Source organism: Bacillus sp. TH19 (assembly GCF_016651075.1).
Taxonomy (GTDB): domain Bacteria; phylum Bacillota; class Bacilli; order Bacillales; family Bacillaceae_G; genus Bacillus_A; species Bacillus_A mycoides.
Map to the genome: position 1 here is coordinate 2,297,373 of NZ_JAEKEO010000007.1, position 19,066 is coordinate 2,316,438.

Below are 19,066 nucleotides of genomic sequence, written 5' to 3' on the forward strand. Positions count from 1 at the left end.
TAAAAGGTTCTTTCACAATAGAAGCGAATAGATTGAGAGAGGAGGGATTGTATGGAAGTCGTCATAAAAAAGAAACGAAATAGGGGAAAAAGAATTTTTATTTGGTCTAGTAGTATCGTTCTTTTATTAGTTATTTGTACAGCGATTTTTTTGAACATATATACGTTGAGTTCTATGCCAAAGATAGATGGAACGATAAAACTTGAGGATTTACAACATGCTGTTGCGGTGAAACGAGATAGTAAAGGTGTACCACATATTAAAGCGGAAAATGCGCATGATTTATATTTTTCGCAAGGATACGTACAAGCGCAAGATCGTTTGTTTCAAATGGATTTAAGTAGAAGACAAGCTTCTGGTATGTTAAGTGAAGTTGTAGGGGAAGCAGCTGTTGATCGAGATAAATTGTTTCGAACGCTCGGTTTACGGCGGGCGGCAGAAGCATCTGTTAGTCAATATGATGGGGAAGCGAAATATGCCCTGCAGTCATTTGCTGATGGAGTGAACGCTTTTATACGTGAGGCAAAAGAGGAAAAGAAATTGCCGGTTGAGTTTACTTTACTAGGCTATGAACCTGCCGAATGGTCAATCGTGGATTCTTTAACGATTGGAAAGTATATGGCGTTTGATTTAGGCGGACATTGGCACGGACAGGCATTTCGATATTGGGCGCTGAAAAATTTACCGAAAGAGCAAGCAAATGAGCTATTTCCTACATATCCGAAAGATGCGCCTAGATTGCTAGCTGAACTGAAAAATACAAATGTGGACGTAGCACAAAGTTTTGCAAAAACGATCATTCCGCCTGAGTTTAACGGTAGTAATAACTGGGTCATAAGCGGTGAGAAGAGTGCGTCTGGTAAGCCAATTTTAGCAGATGATCCTCATTTATCTCTTGCGACGCCTTCTATTTGGTATCAATCGCAACTTGAAATGAAAGATTTAAATGTGAGTGGCGTTATTTTCGCAGGAGTACCAGGTGTTATATTAGGTCACAATGCCAAAATAGCATGGGGCGTTACGAATACTGGTCCTGATGTGCAAGATTTATATATTGAGAAGCGAAATCCTAATAATGAAAATGAATTTTTGTATAACGATAAGTGGGAAAAAGCTACGGTTGTTGATGAATCTATTAAAGTAAAAGGCGGGAAAACAATTCCGTATAACGTGACGGTTACGAGGCATGGTCCAGTAATTTCAGAGTTTGCAGATAAAGGGAAAGAGAAAACGAAAACAGTATTCGCTTTGAAATGGACTGCTTTAGAGCCATCAGCTGAATTAAAGGCTGTATTAAATATGAATAAAGCGAAAGACTGGAATGAGTTTGAAACTGCTCTTCAAGATTTTCATACACCAACTCAAAACTTTGTGTTTGCATCAAATGACGGAACCATTGCTTACAAAGCGAATGGAAATATACCAGTGCGTAAAAAAGGTGATGGTAGTTTGCCAGTGCCAGGATGGACAGATGAATATGAATGGGAAGGGTATATTCCGTTTGATCAGCTACCGAAAGTAATAAATCCAAAACAAGGGTTTATTTCAACTGCAAATAATAAAATTGTTGATGATAATTATCCGTACCATATCAGTAATACGTGGGCGCAACCCTACAGGCAAATGCGTATTCAAGAGTTTTTGCAAGAGAAGGATAAGTATACGGTAAAAGATTTAGAAGAGTTACAGATGGATCAAAAAAATTTATACGGGAAAGAATTTGCTCCTATATTTTTAAAAGAGTTAAATAAAGCATCTTTAAATGAAGTAGAGAAAGAAGGCGTAAAACAATTAACAAAGTGGAATTTTTACGATAGTAAAGATGAAGCTGCACCATTAATATTCCATTTGTTAATGAAAGAGATTCCGAATACGCTATTTTCAAAAGAAATACCGAAAGATGTGATGGAGTTATTTGAAGGGAAGTCACAAGTAGTTGATGAATTGATTCGAAAAGAAGTAGCAGGAGAAAATAGCGCTTGGTTTACGAAGTACGGAGGCTTCACAAAAGTTGTGCATACATCGTACGAAAATGTAATGAAGAAATTACAGAAGGAATATGGACCGAATGTTGCGGAGTGGAAGTGGGGCGATTACCATCAACTTGCTTTTACACATCCAATTTCGAGATCATCTAGTATATTAGCATTACTCGCATTTAATCGTGAGAAACCAGTTCCAATAGGTGGAAGTCAAGTTACCGTTCAAGCAGCGAGTTACGGAGATAACGGTATTGTCAATCACGGGGCATCTTGGAGATTTGTTATTGATACGAAAGATATGTCAAACGGTTATCATATCGTAGGGCCGGGACAGTCAGGACATTTTAGAAGCGATTGGTATCATGATCAAATAGATGATTGGGTGAACGGTGAGTATCATACGACTACTTTAAATACAGATGGAATTGAAGGGGAAGTATTAACTTTACAGCCGAAGTGATAATATTTCCACTGATGAAAACTGTTAAATTAGAACATAACCAAGTTCTTAAATAATTTTAAAAGCCTACTATCAGTTAAATTGATAGTAGGCTATTGTATTTTAGAGAATAAGATTCAATGATTTTATTATGACAAAACAGTAAGTGTTTTAACATTTACTTATACGATAACGGACCTTATTTACTCTGTTACAAAAGAAACCACACAAAGCGTTCTGTTTTTTTGTTGCTCATTTTTATACACCGCATAACATTTTGTTATTCAATAATTCCAATTTCTAGAGCCTTTTGAACAGCTTCTTCTTTGTTACGAACTCCTAACTTTGTATAAGCTGTGGAAGCATAGTTTCTGACCGTACCATTTGATAAATATAACCTTGATGCTATGGTAGTGTATCGAAGTCCTTTTGCTACTAGCTGCAATATTTCTATCTCCCTAGCTGTTAGCTCATAGGCGGTTGCTTTTGATTGTGGTGTCTCTTTTTGCTCATCAAACTTCTCAAATATTTTGTGAGACATTCCCTGATCAATCAGTGTCCCACCTTTGTGAATAAGTCGGATCGTATTAGCTAGCTCCAACGTTTCAATAGATTTGAGTAAAAAACCATCCGCACCGTTGCGAAGCGATTCCAACGCCTGTTCGGTATCTTGAAAAGTTGTAAAAATCAATACGCGGATATGTGGCCATTGTTCCTTAATCTTTTTGGTTGCTTCGACTCCATCCATGTGCTGCATATCTAAATCCATAAGTATAACATGGGGTTGAAGGCGCCCACACAAATCGATGGCTTGATTGCCATCCTCAGCCAAACCGACTACATTTAAATCTTCATATCTATCGAGTAGTGTCCTCAAACTTTCCCGAACAAATGGCTGATCATCTACAATTAACAAACGAATAAGTCCATCTTTTATTTCAGTTTGTCGCGGTATGGTACATGTAACAAGCATTCCTTCCTCTGGCTTTGTATATACAGACAATTGACCTTGCAAATTCATTGCACGTTCTTTCATCGCATTCATACCGAAGCCTTCTTGCCATTCTATATTTCCTTTTCCATTATCTTGAACTTCTAACCTCGTATATTGTTGTTCAAACTGCAATGAAACTATAATTTCAGTCCCCTGGCCATGACGTACTGCATTCGTAAGGGACTCTTGTAAGCAACGAATGAATGCGATCTTCGCTTGCCGAGATAGTTGATATTCCTCTCCGAATGTCCTAAAACTTACATTTACCTGAGCGTGCACCTGAAATTCGGCTCCAAGATTTTGTAGAGATTGAATCAAGGAAGGGGATTGACACGGAGAATCCATTTGATGTAGGTAACCTCTCACGTCCTCAATACTTTTACGTCCCATTTCAAGCAGAGAATCTAGCCTCTGTATACCCATCTCAGTAGCAAGTTCGGTACGCAACGTTTCCATCCCCATAATAATAGAAGTATAAGCGTGACCAACTGTATCATGAAGCTCACCCGATAGTCTGTTTCGTTCCTCTGCCAGTGTTATGCGTTCAATCTGAGACATATATTGCTCAAGTACTGCGTTTTGTTTACGAATTGCTTCATTTTGCTTATGATTGACGATTAATAAATGAAAGGCGAATCCCATTACATAAGCGAATCCATAATAGGTGACCATAACCCAATAGCTATTACTTGGCGCAACCGCATAGAAAATTCCAGTTGTTATAAAAACTGTTGTTGGAGCTGTCCAATAATAGGACAAATGCTTACTATTTGCTGCGATAAGAAATACCGATATAAGAAAGATATTGTAAGCTTCTGGAAATAAAGAGGTTAAGAATATACATAGTCCACCATATAGCAATATTTCTGTGAATAAGTAATATTTATAATTGAATAGTAAGGCTACCCATGGAATAGAGAAGGCAATAATTTCCCAAATAATAATAATCCAAAGTGGTAATGTTAAACCATCCTGGAAATTTAATGTTGCTAGGAGGGTAGACACACTAACAAGTAGACGGATTCCTAACATAATCCAATCATACCAAAACCAATATTTAACCATATCAAACAATTTATTTACCCCCTAAGTAGCCTTCTTTCTCATTTCCTATATTATAGAATAATCCTTCTTACATTGTTATATTTTTAAGTTTAAGCTGCCTACTATTCGTAGACTACAAACTTCTATCGATTTAGTTGCTGAATCATACTGCGTGTATAACCTCCAAATTTTTTCGTTAAACCATCTACTATTTTAATACTTATGGCGGTAAACACTATACCGATAGACATTACAAGGAGTGACTTGGGAAAAGTATCTATCTGTATGAAAATAATATTCATATCGATGTATCGATACAATAGTGGTGCTAACAGGAACATAAGTGGCATTACATAAAAAAAGATTGCACTAATGAGACTGAAAATGCCAATCACAAATTTCTGCATTAACCAAAAGACAGCAGACCAGGTGTGGCGATCCGTAAGTCCTAATTTTACTTGCGCCCAGTCCGATGTATCCGTCGTTACACTTCTATCGTAAGATTCTGTCGAAATATCAGTATAAATTTTCGTTTGTATGCGCTCGAATTGGATAAAGGGTGTGGTAGTTTGTAGTACGCGTATAACTAATGGAATCCCAACTACCGTAAATGAAAGGGTGAAACTGAATAGCAGAGCTATTAGATAAAAACAAAAATAAAACAAACCTGTAATGAAAGTTAGTAATAAAAAATAACCATTCTGGATGAATTTTGATTTCATAAAGCTCATCGCTCCTATCTATGTAATAAACGAATTATATTGCTTTTTTTGTCATTCTCACTAGTGTAAAAGTGTCATATGACATCTCTAAATGATGCTAAAAAGGGGAGAGTAACCTACTTCTGGTTAAAAAAGATGCTTATATTAATCTCCATAAAACAATCCCGTTCTTGCAGATGCAAGAACGGGATTGTTTTGTACTTTTATTTAATATGAGATGGACTTGTTTTTCGAATGTGAAAAATAATATCAAATTGCTCAAGCAATGATTTATCAAAGTATGCCGATTCGTTTGGGAATATTTGTCCCCCTATACTTAGTAATGGTCTTTTTGTTTTAACCCATTTCTCTGCTTGTCCTTTAAGGTGACGGTTATCCAATAAAAACATGTTATATGGTACTTTTCCGAGGGTATAGTTAAAACTATTTACATTTTGTGGAATCGTACCCGTTGTAATCTTACCTCCAGTAGAAGGATCATATTCGCTGTATAAGGTGAAATTCCCCTCCGTAGTTGTACTACCAATTGTGACATAATTAGTGTCTAAACGTTCCTTCAAAAATTGCCCCGCAACATAAGGGTATAATTTCTCATCGATAATTCCTTTAGCAATATGAATATTGTGTCCCCATACCATCGTTTTCCCACCCAATGTCTCTTGTGCCCACATTGCATGATCGGCCAAGTATTGCTCATGTAGCTTTAACATACTTGGATAGTCGTTAGGAATTAGCATTGTGGTAAATTTCTCTATTGCACTTGCCGTTGCTTTCGCCCAGATGTACTCGGGTGAAACTATTTCTGTGTTGGTTTGTTTATTCTCATCTTTTAGTAATCGAGCTACTCTCTCAGCGTTTGCTTTGAACTTTTCTTTTATTTCAGGAGCAAGGTCCATATATTCCTGTGTACTTCCATTAAAAGCCGACAATTCTTTATAATTTTCTTCTACTTCTGCCAGCAAATCTGGTCGATGCAGCCTTACATAATCAATTACTTTATTAAAGCAACCTTGGTCCAATTCCTTTAAGTCGAGCCCAATAAATTGGATCTTTTTTCTATTGGATGGATCGGCATTATAATCTTTCATCCACTCAATCATGGCTATAATTTCATCAGTAGGATATAACAAGTTTAAAAATTCCCTAGGGTTTCCTTTTCCTGTTTGGATATATTCATTTAGCTTTAAGCTGTTTCCCCAATCTTCTTCCATTGTGAAATTTGTAAAACCCATCTCAGTAACTAAATATTTCACAAGTCGAAACTTCATAGTGAAAATTTCAGAGCTTCCATGAGTATTCTCTCCTAATCCTACATATTGTGCACTCCCAATCATTTTCTTAAGTGGTTTTAAATCCTCAAATGATTTTGACGGTTCTATCGTTTTTAATGGGTAAGCCTGTGATTGTATTGATTTAACTATATTTTTTTGGATTGATTGACCTGAATTTTCGACTGCTACTGTTTGAGCGTTTCCTACTTCTCCACATCCTGTGACTAATAAAGCTGTACTAACCATTGCAATTATTCTTTTCTTATTCATTTTTTTCCACCTCAATTGAATTGTTTTTAAAAGCGAGATTGATTCATGTACTTGCACGAATCAATTGCCTTAATTCAATTGTTATCTATCCCATATCATATTTTCTAGTTACATATTGTCATAAGGTTAATTGACACAGGTCATAGACTAATCATTACACTTTTGTACTATCGGCTATGACAACTTATAAATAATAATTACATTGATGAGTCGCAAGTAAGACTAGATTATAAATTTGGGAGGGATTTTAAAGATGAATTAATCTGTATGCCAAAATATTTTTATTCTAAGTTGTGTCTGTGGAAATGACAAGAAGTAAATTCGATAAACAAGTGAATTAAAGGGGAAGGGCGGATTACAATGATATTACACGCAAAATCGTTCCACAATAAAGATAAAATCCAACGTGCTAAAATAGGACTGCAACTCTTTCTGAGTATCTTAATCATTACTTCTATTATCCTAAATGTAGTAGTAATAATTACTAAAAGTATGCCGCTTATTGTGGTATATATGTTTACCCCAGCATTTTCTTCTATTTTGACTCGCATAATACTGAAAGAAGGGTTTAAAGATGTATCTTTTAGTCTCGGTAACTTAAAGATATGGAAGGGGATTGGTTTTGCTCTGCTAATACCTATGATTATTTGTGGAATTACTTATTCTATCGCCTGGTTGAGCGGGATTGCGGGGTTTCAGCATCCCGAAGGTGGTATGTTAGAACCAATCTACAATATACTTGGGCTTCAGTATCTAACGGCACCATTCAGTTTCATTTATCTAGTAGTATTGAGCGGCATTTTAGGAAGTTTGCTTAACTTAATCCCAGTTTTGGGAGAAGAAATGGGTTGGCGAGGTTATATGCTCACAAGGCTAGTCGATGCAGAGTTTTCACGGCCCATCCTTATTAGTGGATTGATTTGGGCAACGTGGCATGTTCCAATTGTTATTGCTGGTCTATATGTAGAGGGAACATCTGTCCTTCTTTCAGTACTTGGCATCTATTTTTGTATTGTGCCATTCAGTTATATTACAGCTTATTTACGACTTATCACAGGTAGCGTTTGGCCTTCGGTTATCATCCATACTACTTGGAATGCCATTATTCAAGGACCTTTCGCACGTGCAAGTACAGGATATCAAACTGAGATTTGGATTGGAGAATCTGGCTTGATAACTGCTCTTATTATCTTGATTACTGCAATAATTACGTCTCGAATAGTGAATTTTACCAAATATCATAATTAGGCGGATGTTATATACAAATATAATGGAGGTGTAATCATGAATATTCAAAGATATGAAAGTAATACGAATGAAGTAAATGTAAAAGTAATACAAACAAAAAGCGAATATAGATAAAAATTTTTTGATACATTTATGAGTATAAAAATTTATTTATACGAAAAGATAGATGTGGTTAGATTATCAGAAAAAATTCAATAACTTCAATCGTGAAAAGATAAAAAAGGAGCGGAAATACGCTCCTTTTTTATTTACCTTACTATTTTTAGGAGGTTAGTATGGATAAGCGATGAATAGCATTTTTATGGATGAAAATCAAACTCTTTTTTGTATGGAATATATGTGAAATGTTGTATAAAATAAGCAAGTATGCAAAAAATAATAGGGGGAAACTTGTGAAGAAAAGTAAGAGTTTAGTAAGTATTTTAGGAGTGTGTATCATGTTGTTTTCTTTTTGTTTCCAGGGAAATATACAGGCGGATGTAAATACTGTTCAATCTGGAAAAATAAAATCAGGAAACGTAACGGTATGGGAAGTAGGTAATGTAGCGAAAGTGTTAGCAGATGTAGAGCGCTTGAATTTAAATACGGTGAATGTACCTATTCAAGTAGATATTCCGGATGTGAATTCGGCTAATATGGTAATTAATCAGGCGCAAAAGAAACAAGCTATTATTTTAATTCAAGAATTATTAAAGCGTAATATACAAGTTATATTGGAGCCGTTTCCGTTTATTCAGCAAGGAAATATTGGAGAAACAGAGTGGAACCCTAGTAATATTAACGATTTCTTCTGGAATTGGAAAACGGTTGTTTTACAAGATATTTTTAATTCCATTACAAGTAAGTACAATATTTATGGGCTGAAAATCGCTTCTAATTTCGTGAATATGGAATATGCAGAAGGATATTGGAATGATACGATTAATTTTGTTCGCCAGCAGTATAAAGGAAATGTTTTGTATCAAATGAACTGGTGGTTAACTGCAAGTTGGGATCCTTCTTTTGAGGCGAAATTTAAAGAGAAAATAAATCGCCCGTATTTAAAAAAGGTGGACATTGTAAGTATTGATAGTTGGTTTGAAGTTTCAGGAAAAAGAAATCCATCATACGAAGAAGTAAAACAAAGCTTATTTGCGACGACAGTATACAATCGTGGCCAAAATGTCATTCAGCAACTTGAGACATTACATAAAACAACTGGAAAGCCAGTTTATTTTGGTGGATTTAATGTGCCAGCACGTGAACTTGGACTACAAAGCCCGTGGAACCCAGATGTTACGAATGTGTTTTCGAAAGATGTACAACTTAACGGGTGGCGTGCTTACCGAGATGTATTAGAAGCGAAGCCATATTTTAAAGGTTTTTCAATTTGGTTTATCGGATCTAATGATAGTAATCATTCATATCAAATACATAGTAAAGAAGCAGAGACAGTTATTAATGGCTGGTATCGAAAATAAATTTTATAAAATAGGTAAGTTTTAGAATCTATTACATATATTTTAGTGAAAGGCCTTTCACCATCTTATCACCTAGGGGGCAATCATAATGAAATTTTTGTCATACCTTACAGTAATTTTGGTGATTCTTGGCAGTTTGAATTGGTTGTTTGTGGCGTTAGATTATAATGTAGTTGAGAAATGGTTTGGTTCTATGCCGGCGCTTGTGGATACTATTTATTGGCTCTTTGGTCTTTCAGCTATTTATCAAATTTTCGATCGGTTCTTTACGAGTAAGTAGCTATTATACTTAATTACTAGAGTGTTAAGTACGATTATGTACTTAACACTTTTTTGTATGTTTATAAAAAGCAGGGGGCACATGCAAGCGATTCCATTGCGTCTTGCACCGTAATAACGGAAAACAAATTGACCGTGTATTGTATATAGGTTATAATTCAGAAAGTTTAAAAAATAATAAAAATGAGAAATAGGGAGGTTATCTGGGTGATGGAGAGAGTGTATAATTTTTCAGCAGGACCATCTATACTCCCTTTGCCAGTTTTAAAGAAAGTGCAAAAGGAGCTTGTAAATTATAATGGGACAGGCATGTCTGTTATGGAAATGAGCCATAGATCTTCTTATTTCCAAAGTATTATTGATGAAGCAAGTAGCTTACTTCGTGAATTAATGAACATTCCTGATGAGTATGAAGTTTTATTTTTACAGGGCGGTGCGTCATTACAATTTTCTATGATACCGTTAAATTTAATGAGTACGTATAAAAAAGCTGGGTACGTACTGACAGGTTCATGGTCTAAAAAGGCGCTGCAAGAAGCCGGAAAAGTAGGAGAAGTACAAGTGATTGCTTCTTCTGAAAAAGAGAAGTTTACTACGATTCCTAAAATGGATGATTTACCAAATGATGAAGAACTAGATTATGTACATATTACAACGAACAATACAATTGAGGGGACAAAATATGTGGATATTCCACATTTAGAAAGAGTGCCGCTCGTTGCGGATATGTCCTCAAATGTTTTATCAGAACAATATGATGTTACGAAGTTTGGTCTCATATATGCGGGTGCGCAAAAGAATTTAGGGCCAGCGGGTTTAACGATTGTAATTATAAAAAGAGATTTAATTGGCAGTGCAAATAGTGCTTGTCCTACGATGTTAAACTATGAAACTTACAGTAAAAATAACTCCCTATATAATACACCGCCAACCTTTAGTATTTATGTAGCAAAACTTGTACTAGAGTGGTTGAAAGAACAAGGCGGGGTATCTGCGATTGAAGAACAAAATAGAATGAAATCTTCACTTCTTTACAATTTTTTAGATGAATCTAAATTGTTTACTTCACCAGTTGACCCTACGTATCGATCACTTATGAATATTCCGTTTACAACACCGTCAGAAGAGCTTAACAATCAGTTTTTACAAAAATCGAAAGAGCGCGGTTTCGTTACGCTAAAGGGACATCGTTCAGTCGGCGGTATGCGCGCTAGTGTTTACAATGCGATGCCAACCCAAGGTGTACAAGAATTAGTAGACTATATGAAGGAATTTGAGCTTGAAAATAGATAGGGAGATGGGGATATGTTTCGTGTTCAGACGTTAAATCAAATTGCCGAAAAGGGTTTGCAAATTTTTGATGGGAATCGCTATGAAATTGGAGACAAAGTAGGTCATCCAGATGGTATTTTACTTCGCAGCTATTCTTTACATCAAGAAGAGTTTTCAGAAGATTTAAAGGCGATTGCAAGAGCTGGTGCCGGTGTAAATAATATTCCTGTTGAGCGTTGTACGGAAAAAGGGATTGTAGTATTTAATACGCCAGGGGCTAATGCGAATGCAGTGAAGGAACTTATTATCGCAAGCCTTATTATGTCTTCCCGTAATATTATAAATGGAGTGAGCTGGACGAAAGAGTTGGATGGAGAAGAAGTACCACAGCTTGTTGAAGCAGGGAAGAAGCAATTCGTTGGATCAGAAATTGCAGGGAAACGTTTAGGGGTTATCGGTCTTGGCGCAATCGGTGCTTTAGTTGCGAACGATGCGTTATCTTTAGGGATGGACGTTGTTGGCTACGACCCGTATATATCAGTTGAAACAGCATGGCGTCTTTCTACGCAAGTACAAAGAGCGTTTAGCCTAGATGAAATCTTTGCAACGTGTGATTATATTACACTTCATATTCCTCTTACGAACCAAACGAAGGGGATTATTGGTGAACACGCTATAGAGACGATGAAAAAAGGAATGCATCTATTCAATTTCTCTAGAGGAGAACTTGTAGATGAAACAGCTCTTCAAAAAGCGTTAGAAGAAGATATTATTACGCATTACGTAACAGATTTCCCGAATGAAAATGTGATAAAGATGAAAAATGTAACAGCAACGCCTCACCTCGGTGCATCTACGTCTGAATCTGAAGAAAATTGTGCAGTAATGGCTGCACGTCAATTACGTGAATATTTAGAGACAGGTAATATTCGTAATTCAGTAAACTATCCAAACGTAGAACTTCCGTACATTGGAAAAAAACGAATTACAATTATGCATCAAAACGTTCCGAACATGGTAGGACAAATTACAGGATGCTTAGCAGAACATCATATTAATATTGCGGATATGATTAATCGTAGTAAACATTCTTGGGCGTACACAATGATTGATATTGATAACGGAATTGATGATATAATGAAAGAGAATATTGTGGAAAATATAAGCAAAATCACAGGTGTTGTAGCTGTTCGAATGATTGTGTAAAGGAGAGAGAAACTTGGCAAAAATCCGACCGTTTCGTGCTATTCGTCCAGTAGAAGGTAAAGCAGCACAAGTAGCAGCTTTACCGTATGACGTATTAAATAGTGAAGAGGCAAGAGAAGTTGTAAAAGGGAATCCATATTCTTTCTTACACGTTGATAAAGCAGAAATTGATTTAGACCCGGCACTTTCACCGTACGATGATCGCGTATATGAAAAAGCGGGTGAAAATTTAAAGCAATTTATACAAGAAGAAGTGTTCGTTCAAGATGAGGAGCCAGCGCTTTACATTTATGAACTGACGATGCAAGGAAGAACGCAGTCAGGCCTTGTCGTTTGTACATCGATTGACGAGTATGAAGATGATACAATTAAAAAACATGAAAGAACGCGTCATGAAAAAGAACTTGATCGTATTCGCCACGTAGATGTGTGTGACGCAAATACGGGGCCAATTTTTTTAACGTATCGTACAAAAGAAGAAGTGAAACGTTTCATTGCAAACTGGAAAGAAGAACATGCGCCAATCTTTACATTTACAGCAGAAGATGGCGTTAGGCATGTTGCGTGGAAGATTGCAGATGAAGAAGTAATTAAGACTTTAGTAAATGCATTTGAAGACATTCCCAATCTTTACATTGCAGATGGACATCATCGCTCAGCATCAGCGGCAAAAGTTGGGCTAATGCGAAGAGAGCAATATCCGAATTACACAGGAGAAGAGGAATTCAATTTCTTCCTATCTGTTTTATTCCCTCATGATGAATTATCAATTTGGGACTATAACCGGGTTGTGAAAGATTTAAATGGTTTATCAGTCGAGCAGTTTTTAAAGCAAATTACGCAGTACTTTTATGTAGAAGAAGCAAATGGTTCTCCGTATAAACCAAATGAACCAAAATCATTTGGCATGTATGTAAACGAGAAGTGGTATAAGCTCACTGTGAAAGAGGAAACGTTTGATGCGAATGATCTCGTTAAAGGTTTAGATGTATCTATTCTGCAAGATCATTTATTAAGCCAAGTACTTGAAATACATGATCCACGATCTGATTCACGCATTGATTTTGTCGGAGGAATCCGCGGATTAGAAGAACTAGAACGCCTTGTAAATAGCGGTGAATATAAAGCAGCGTTTTCATTATATCCGACATCAATGGAAGCTTTATTATCAATCGCAGACGCTGGAGAAATTATGCCGCCAAAATCAACGTGGTTTGAACCAAAACTGCGCAGTGGGTTGTTTGTTCATTCGTTAAAATAAATATAGACTTCTTTAGATTGAAAAACCGAAATGATTATAGTTTCGGTTTTTCTTATGTTAAAAGTGTTTTTGAGGAGGGGTATCGATGAAATTGCAAGTAGGCGAAAAAATCACCTTCGAACGAACGTTTACAAAAGAAGATGTTGTTTTATTTACAGAAGTATCTAAAGATGAAGGTGTTCATCATGTTACACCAGATGAGCAGGGGAGATTTGTTGTACAAGGGCTGTTAACATCAACGCTGCCTACAAAAATTGGCGGTGACTATAACGTACTAGCTCGCAAGATGGATTTTGAATTTTTACGCCCTGTTTTTAGCGGTGATACAATTCGTTGTGACGTAACTATTGAACAATTTGAACCCGATGAAAAACATCGCACAAAAATTATTGCGATGTTTATATGTAGGAATCAACTGGAAAAGGAAGTGTTGAAGGGAAGTTTTTCGGGGATTATTCTTTAGTTAGTAGAAAAAGTAATGAATAGGTGGGGGGCCATGTCACTCGGGCTTAGATTTTTAATTCCCCCCATAACGAAAATTTTATGTATCATTGAATACTGATAATAAGACGTTATGTAATATACTCTGTTCTCTCTTAACTAATAGAAGAATAGTTGAATAAGCTCGTCAATAAAAAGGACATTCCCAGTATTACAAGAAATGTCCTTTCCACTAAATTATAAGGTATTTAGCTAAAATTCAAACTCTAAAATTAGTTTACTAGTTTGACCTGTAAACTGATAATGATAGGATCCTCTCAGACTTTCTAAGTTACCGGTAGCTTTAATAATTGTTCCTGGGGAATCTAGATTTCCTTTATCGAATATTCCTTGCTCTATAGCTGTAAATGTCCCTTGTTGCCCCTTATAAATTCCTTCAAAGTGTAAAAATCCAGAAATTTTAGCAGTAGCCAAGTGACCATCATTTATATTTGAGTCTAAATAATATAATAAGTATTCAACAAAAGCTTTTCCTTTTAATTCACCATCAATATCATATTCAACATGGGCAATATTAATAGGGAAATCTTTTCTAGTATCATCGATTAGTTTTTCATCCCATTTACTTACTGTAAATGTTACTTCCATAAACGTAATCTCCCTCCAATTATATACTTTTAAAAAGTATCAATTCACAGTCATATCTCATAGGAGTGATTTTATTTATTGGGGTCCTTTCATGTCGCTATCAAGCTAACCAAAATAAAATACTCTCTAAAATGAAAAAACACGCTATTTTTTCTGTAGGATCAGGAAAATGGCTATACTTATTTAAAGTTTTCCTTTATTCCACGCCACTCTCTAAAATAGAGAAAGACCCATTTTCACAATCAATTTCTGCCATCGCACCGTAAGGTAAAATAAACTTTGGTTCGGTATGGCCAAAATTTAAATTATAAAGAATCGGCAAATCTTCTAAGTTATGTTCTTTCATAACTTTCAGTAGTTCGTGTTTATATTCTTCATAATATGTTTCGTCTTTTGGTTTACCAAAAATAATGCCCTTTGCTTTTTGCAGAATGCCTTGCGCTGCGTAATTTCGTAACCAATACTTTATATAACTTGGTTCTGGATGATCTTCAGAGGTTTCAAAGAAAAGGATACTATTCTCCCAATGTTTTTTCTCAGGCCAAAGTTCCGTTCCTTTTGCAAATTCCAGTACTTCTATACAACCACCAATTAAACGCCCTTGTACAGTGATAGAGCCTTGAAGTAGCTCATATCCGTTGTTTTGTTGCATTGTACGCCTTTTATCTTTATTTATCTCTATCCATTCTAAACGCTCACTCGTCCATTCATGAGCTGGTTGAATCTCGCCAATATTCTCATTTGAAAAGAGAGTTCGATTTACCATTTCAATTGTATATGGATCCATCTCTACATTTTCGGCAAAATCGGTTAAAATTGCTGGACCGTAAAAAGAGGAGATTCCTGCTTTATGACAAAACAAATGTGAAACGGTAACGTCAGAGTAGCCCATAAAAATTTTCGGGTTTTCACGTATCACATTAAAATCTATATAAGGAAGTAAGCGAATGCTATCTTCACCGCCAATATTCGCAATAATGGCTTTCACGCGCGTATCTTTAAAAGCTGTCATTAAATCTTCCGCACGAGCCTGTGGGGTGTTATAAATGAATTCGCTACCTTTTAAACTATTTGGCATTGGGACAACCGTAAGACCGAAAACTTCTTCTAATCTTTTTACTCCTTGTTCATATCGCCATCTTATCTCAGAATCACCTGCTCCTCCCCACGAAGGACTTACTGTTGCCACAATATCTCCTGCCTGTAATCTCTTTGGTTTTATTAACATTTTAACTCCGCTCCTACATAATGTAATGGACTACGATTATACAAACTGTAGCATTGAAAAAATATGATGCATGACATTAGTTTCTTCATCATCAATCCGTTTACCTGCTGGTATTCAAGAATTCAGTCTTAGTGTTGAATTGCATTTGAGAATTACAGTATGAAACATTGCATGAGAAAGAGGGTTGCTATTTTCTATAACCCGTAACTATAATAGTTACAGGTTGGTCGTATCCAATCAAAAAATATAATCATCATGAATGGAGAGGTTACATATGGGTATGAAAAAAATAATTTTAGCAGGTGCTTTAGGGATCGCAGCATTATCAGGAACGAATTTACCAGGATTAGAACTGTCAAAAGCGAGTGCTGCTTCTATTAAATCGAATCTCTCGACGTTAGAAGGGCGAGTAGTAGAAGTAGATAACGGTGTAATTGTCGTAAAATCTAAGCAATATGAGGAACCTGTTAGTGTGTATATAGATTCCCTTTCAAATGTGAAAGTAGGGGATGAGGTTAAAGCTACTGGATCTATGATGCGTAATTTTACGGAATATATGATTGCAAATACAGTTGAAAATACGTCAAATAAATTAGGTATGCACATGAAAGAAGACGGTTCTCCTGATTATGTGATTGGGGAAGTATCAAAAGTAGGAACGATGAACGATGAGGGAGACGATTCCACTAAATATGTCATTGTTCAGTATCCATCAGTAAATGGAAAGAAATCTATTATTGATGTTTTCTTAACGAAGGGACAAGTATTTAATATGGGTGAGAAAGTGAAAATTGATATGAAGTATGTAGGTTGGGGCGGAATTTCTATTAACTACAACACAACGGATCATATTGAAAAGGTTTATGAGGTAAAGAGCAACGTTGAAAATAATGATGATGTTTGGATTTGGTCTTAATTAGACTTCTGTAAATAACAAATGTATCACGCAGTACCCATCAAATTATCATGTGTATGACAATTTGATGGGTATTTTTTATTTTGTGTTTTTTTGAGAATAAGGGATTTTAGATTAGAATATGATGTTTAAATCGGAGCGAGTTTAAAAAATACAATAATGAAAGAGGTGTTTAAGGATGGAGCGAGATGAGGTTTATTTACGAGCTAAAAAAAGGATGGAGAATTTAAAAGCTTTTTACATTCATTTAACGGTCTATATACTAGTGAACTTAATGCTTTTTTTTATAAATATAAGCTCTGATTCAAGCAAATTATGGTTTTTATATCCACTTGGAGGTTGGGGAATCGGTATCGTTATACACGGTTTGACAACTTTTCCATTTGGGATATTCGGAAAAGAGTGGGAAGAACGAAAGATTAAAGAATATATGGAGAAAGATAAGTAAATTTATTTCTGTAATGTATGAATATAAATCTCTGTGATCAAATGTTTGATGCGAAGTCTATTATATAGCTTCGCCTATTTGCTTTGTATTCGAAGTTTGTGCGAGTGAGTATTCATATTCATTTTTTTAGCAACAATTGCATGTGAAATCACAACTTTATTTGTAGTACATAGTCAACTACCCCCACTGAGATGAAGCGTTTCAGTTGGGGCTTGAGTTAGAACGCTAGGTCTTGTCGTCTATCGCTAGACAGTTGACGCTCTAACATTCATGCCACCTTACGGTAACACCCCAAGTAAGTTTTTGGTTGGTACCGGCAACGAACGATTGTTTTCCCACTTGCACCACCCTTTCGAAAAAGAGCAGTTCTTCCTTGTGGAAGAAGCCACCACTCAGATGACTCCGGCGTGTGCTACAAGCCCCGACAAGTCGAGTACACATGGATGGTTGACGCACCCACTAAGCTATGCGCGAAGCAACAGCCTTACGTTTTTGCACTTCTAATAGAATCGGCGTTTTCACTTTGAGGTTGTCATCCAATTCTACAACTCTTGATTTTTCCAATGTATTCAACGCACCATTAATTTCAGCATGGATACATGTTCCTGCTTTACTTTGGTACAGGCCACGAGTGATTCGTCTGCCACTAAAGCGATAATGCGCCCTATCATCCTTAGACCAAACTGGAATCGGATCTTTATCCAGAAAACTAGCTTTTGAAGTATAGCTTTCTTCTTGTTTCAAAAAACGGATGCCTTCTTTTATACATTTATTCTCAATCGCTGCAATCAGTTTATGAAATGGAATTTGAACAAACTTTTGATTATTCTTTTTTCCCATATCAGATTTTTGTTTCCAACCCGTGTTATACCCTACGACAATAGTATCTATATCGAATGCTTTCACTTTTTTGAACAACAAGCCTACAGTTTGTGAAATATAACCGTTTACTTGTCTTTCTCGTTTATGCCAAAGTGCGGCCATTCTATTCGTTACAACGCGTTTTGAAATTCCATTTTCTATATTTTTCTGCTGCAAATTACGTATCTTTTTGTGGAAGTATTGGTTAACGGATTTTAATTTTTTTCCATCAATTAGGAATGTATCACCTGTATTTGTTACGCAACTTAATAATCTATCTACACCTAAATCGCAACTCAAAGCTTTACTAATAGTCGTGGGTTGTTTCTTCATTTGAGAAACGTGCATTTCATATGTGTAATGCACCTCAAAGAACCGACCTTTTTGCTTCGGTACAATCTCAATGTAGGAGATTTTTTTATTTCTTAAGTTCTTTGGCATACGTATTTTAATGGAACCGAATTTTTTCCTGAATGCAACATTCATCGGAATCATCCAATACCCGTTATCATCCACTTTTGGAACTTGATAGATTTCAATAATTCGTTTGTCCGTTGAACGAGAATAATTTGGAAACTTAGGACGACCTGTGAAGGTTTCAGGATTTTTCTTCCACTGTTCCCATGCTTTAAAAAAGCTCTTCACTTCTGTAAATAAGGCTCTACGAATCGCTTGAACAGAGTTTGATTGAATGCCCCAGTAGTTCATATCAGCCTGCATGGCATTGTCCACTTCTTTTACAGTAGCCATTTTATTATGGTTCAAATAACTTTGTTTAATCGTGTACAATCCAACATTTCGCAATGCTTTTGAACTATGTGACATGCGTTGCAGTAAACGAAATTCTTTAGCTGTGAGGCAAGCCCGTCCGATATTCTGTTTCTGCGTGAATCGTTGTATGTTTTCTCTTTTCTTTTGTTTACGTAATACTTTCACTGCTTTCTTTTTAACCATCGTTTTCACCACCTTTCTTAGAGAGTTCATTAAAAATATTTTTGACAAATCAATATTTGGAACGAAACGGAACAAAATATGAACATGTTCTTCAGCGTAATTCCATTCTTCTACAGTAATTC

The 19,066-nt window shown here is 36.0% G+C and carries 16 protein-coding genes; 10 read left to right on the forward strand and 6 right to left on the reverse strand.

Annotation, left to right across the window (positions count from 1 at the left end):
• Positions 1-51: 51 nt before the first annotated feature.
• On the forward strand, positions 52-2,442 hold the full coding sequence (locus JFU54_RS15640) for a penicillin acylase family protein (protein WP_201065154.1): 2,391 nt from the start codon (positions 52-54) through the stop codon (positions 2,440-2,442).
• 259 nt (positions 2,443-2,701) lie between these two features.
• Here the strand turns inward: JFU54_RS15640 and JFU54_RS15645 are convergent, their stop codons facing one another.
• The 3 genes from JFU54_RS15645 to JFU54_RS15655 all read right to left on the reverse strand — a co-directional run bounded on the left by JFU54_RS15645 (position 2,702) and on the right by JFU54_RS15655 (position 6,722).
• A complete protein-coding gene (locus JFU54_RS15645) occupies positions 2,702-4,489 on the reverse strand; it encodes a helix-turn-helix transcriptional regulator (RefSeq protein ID WP_201065157.1) in 1,788 nt (595 codons plus the stop codon).
• Between the two features lie 113 nt (positions 4,490-4,602).
• Complete coding sequence (locus JFU54_RS15650; protein WP_201065160.1) at positions 4,603-5,181, reverse strand: sensor domain-containing protein; 579 nt, start codon at positions 5,179-5,181, stop codon at positions 4,603-4,605.
• A 203-nt stretch (positions 5,182-5,384) separates the two neighbouring features.
• Positions 5,385-6,722, reverse strand: a complete 1,338-nt coding sequence (locus JFU54_RS15655; protein WP_201065163.1) for an erythromycin esterase family protein — start codon at positions 6,720-6,722, stop codon at positions 5,385-5,387.
• Between the two features lie 360 nt (positions 6,723-7,082).
• Between JFU54_RS15655 and JFU54_RS15660 the strand changes: the two genes are divergently transcribed.
• From JFU54_RS15660 to JFU54_RS15690, 7 genes are all read left to right on the forward strand, one after another.
• Positions 7,083-7,970: a CPBP family intramembrane glutamic endopeptidase gene (locus JFU54_RS15660; protein WP_070128741.1), complete on the forward strand. Its 888-nt coding sequence runs from the start codon at positions 7,083-7,085 to the stop codon at positions 7,968-7,970.
• 392 nt (positions 7,971-8,362) lie between these two features.
• Complete coding sequence (locus tag JFU54_RS15665) at positions 8,363-9,430, forward strand: glycoside hydrolase family 113 (protein WP_201065165.1); 1,068 nt, start codon at positions 8,363-8,365, stop codon at positions 9,428-9,430.
• Positions 9,431-9,518: 88 nt separating this feature from the next.
• Positions 9,519-9,710 carry a DUF378 domain-containing protein gene (locus JFU54_RS15670; RefSeq protein WP_201065167.1) on the forward strand — a complete coding sequence of 64 codons (192 nt, stop codon included), beginning with the start codon at positions 9,519-9,521 and terminating at the stop codon, positions 9,708-9,710.
• A 209-nt stretch (positions 9,711-9,919) separates the two neighbouring features.
• The gene (gene serC, locus JFU54_RS15675) at positions 9,920-11,002 is read left to right on the forward strand and encodes a 3-phosphoserine/phosphohydroxythreonine transaminase (RefSeq protein ID WP_201065169.1); all 1,083 of its coding nucleotides are present in this window, start codon (positions 9,920-9,922) and stop codon (positions 11,000-11,002) included.
• A gap of 12 nt (positions 11,003-11,014) precedes the next feature.
• Positions 11,015-12,187 carry a 3-phosphoglycerate dehydrogenase family protein gene (locus JFU54_RS15680; protein ID WP_201065171.1) on the forward strand — a complete coding sequence of 391 codons (1,173 nt, stop codon included), beginning with the start codon at positions 11,015-11,017 and terminating at the stop codon, positions 12,185-12,187.
• A gap of 13 nt (positions 12,188-12,200) precedes the next feature.
• Positions 12,201-13,448: a DUF1015 domain-containing protein gene (locus tag JFU54_RS15685; protein WP_201065174.1), complete on the forward strand. Its 1,248-nt coding sequence runs from the start codon at positions 12,201-12,203 to the stop codon at positions 13,446-13,448.
• Positions 13,449-13,533: 85 nt separating this feature from the next.
• Complete coding sequence (locus JFU54_RS15690; RefSeq protein WP_113733534.1) at positions 13,534-13,911, forward strand: hotdog family protein; 378 nt, start codon at positions 13,534-13,536, stop codon at positions 13,909-13,911.
• Positions 13,912-14,141: 230 nt separating this feature from the next.
• Here JFU54_RS15690 and JFU54_RS15695 read toward each other — a convergent pair whose 3' ends face one another.
• The gene (locus JFU54_RS15695) at positions 14,142-14,537 is read right to left on the reverse strand and encodes a DUF3224 domain-containing protein (protein WP_060749889.1); all 396 of its coding nucleotides are present in this window, start codon (positions 14,535-14,537) and stop codon (positions 14,142-14,144) included.
• Between the two features lie 196 nt (positions 14,538-14,733).
• On the reverse strand, positions 14,734-15,765 hold the full coding sequence (locus JFU54_RS15700) for a S66 family peptidase (protein WP_201065177.1): 1,032 nt from the start codon (positions 15,763-15,765) through the stop codon (positions 14,734-14,736).
• Positions 15,766-16,039: 274 nt separating this feature from the next.
• Here JFU54_RS15700 and JFU54_RS15705 point away from each other — a divergent pair, with 274 nt between their 5' ends.
• Complete coding sequence (locus tag JFU54_RS15705; protein WP_201065180.1) at positions 16,040-16,681, forward strand: hypothetical protein; 642 nt, start codon at positions 16,040-16,042, stop codon at positions 16,679-16,681.
• 178 nt (positions 16,682-16,859) lie between these two features.
• A complete protein-coding gene (locus JFU54_RS15710; RefSeq protein WP_002128109.1) occupies positions 16,860-17,129 on the forward strand; it encodes a 2TM domain-containing protein in 270 nt (89 codons plus the stop codon).
• Positions 17,130-17,588: 459 nt separating this feature from the next.
• Here the strand turns inward: JFU54_RS15710 and JFU54_RS15715 are convergent, their stop codons facing one another.
• On the reverse strand, positions 17,589-18,944 hold the full coding sequence (locus JFU54_RS15715; protein WP_207192627.1) for an RNA-guided endonuclease TnpB family protein: 1,356 nt from the start codon (positions 18,942-18,944) through the stop codon (positions 17,589-17,591).
• Positions 18,945-19,066 lie beyond the last annotated feature (122 nt).

Coding starts and splice junctions, on each gene's coding strand:
- JFU54_RS15640 (WP_201065154.1), top strand. CDS start 52: ATGGAAGTCGTCATAAAAAAGAAACGAAATAGGGGAAAAAGAATTTTT.
- JFU54_RS15650 (WP_201065160.1), bottom strand. CDS start 5,181: ATGAAATCAAAATTCATCCAGAATGGTTATTTTTTATTACTAACTTTC.
- JFU54_RS15655 (WP_201065163.1), bottom strand. CDS start 6,722: ATGAATAAGAAAAGAATAATTGCAATGGTTAGTACAGCTTTATTAGTC.
- JFU54_RS15660 (WP_070128741.1), top strand. CDS start 7,083: ATGATATTACACGCAAAATCGTTCCACAATAAAGATAAAATCCAACGT.
- JFU54_RS15670 (WP_201065167.1), top strand. CDS start 9,519: ATGAAATTTTTGTCATACCTTACAGTAATTTTGGTGATTCTTGGCAGT.
- serC (WP_201065169.1), top strand. CDS start 9,920: ATGGAGAGAGTGTATAATTTTTCAGCAGGACCATCTATACTCCCTTTG.
- JFU54_RS15680 (WP_201065171.1), top strand. CDS start 11,015: ATGTTTCGTGTTCAGACGTTAAATCAAATTGCCGAAAAGGGTTTGCAA.
- JFU54_RS15690 (WP_113733534.1), top strand. CDS start 13,534: ATGAAATTGCAAGTAGGCGAAAAAATCACCTTCGAACGAACGTTTACA.
- JFU54_RS15695 (WP_060749889.1), bottom strand. CDS start 14,537: ATGGAAGTAACATTTACAGTAAGTAAATGGGATGAAAAACTAATCGAT.
- JFU54_RS15700 (WP_201065177.1), bottom strand. CDS start 15,765: ATGTTAATAAAACCAAAGAGATTACAGGCAGGAGATATTGTGGCAACA.
- JFU54_RS15705 (WP_201065180.1), top strand. CDS start 16,040: ATGGGTATGAAAAAAATAATTTTAGCAGGTGCTTTAGGGATCGCAGCA.
- JFU54_RS15710 (WP_002128109.1), top strand. CDS start 16,860: ATGGAGCGAGATGAGGTTTATTTACGAGCTAAAAAAAGGATGGAGAAT.
- JFU54_RS15715 (WP_207192627.1), bottom strand. CDS start 18,944: ATGGTTAAAAAGAAAGCAGTGAAAGTATTACGTAAACAAAAGAAAAGA.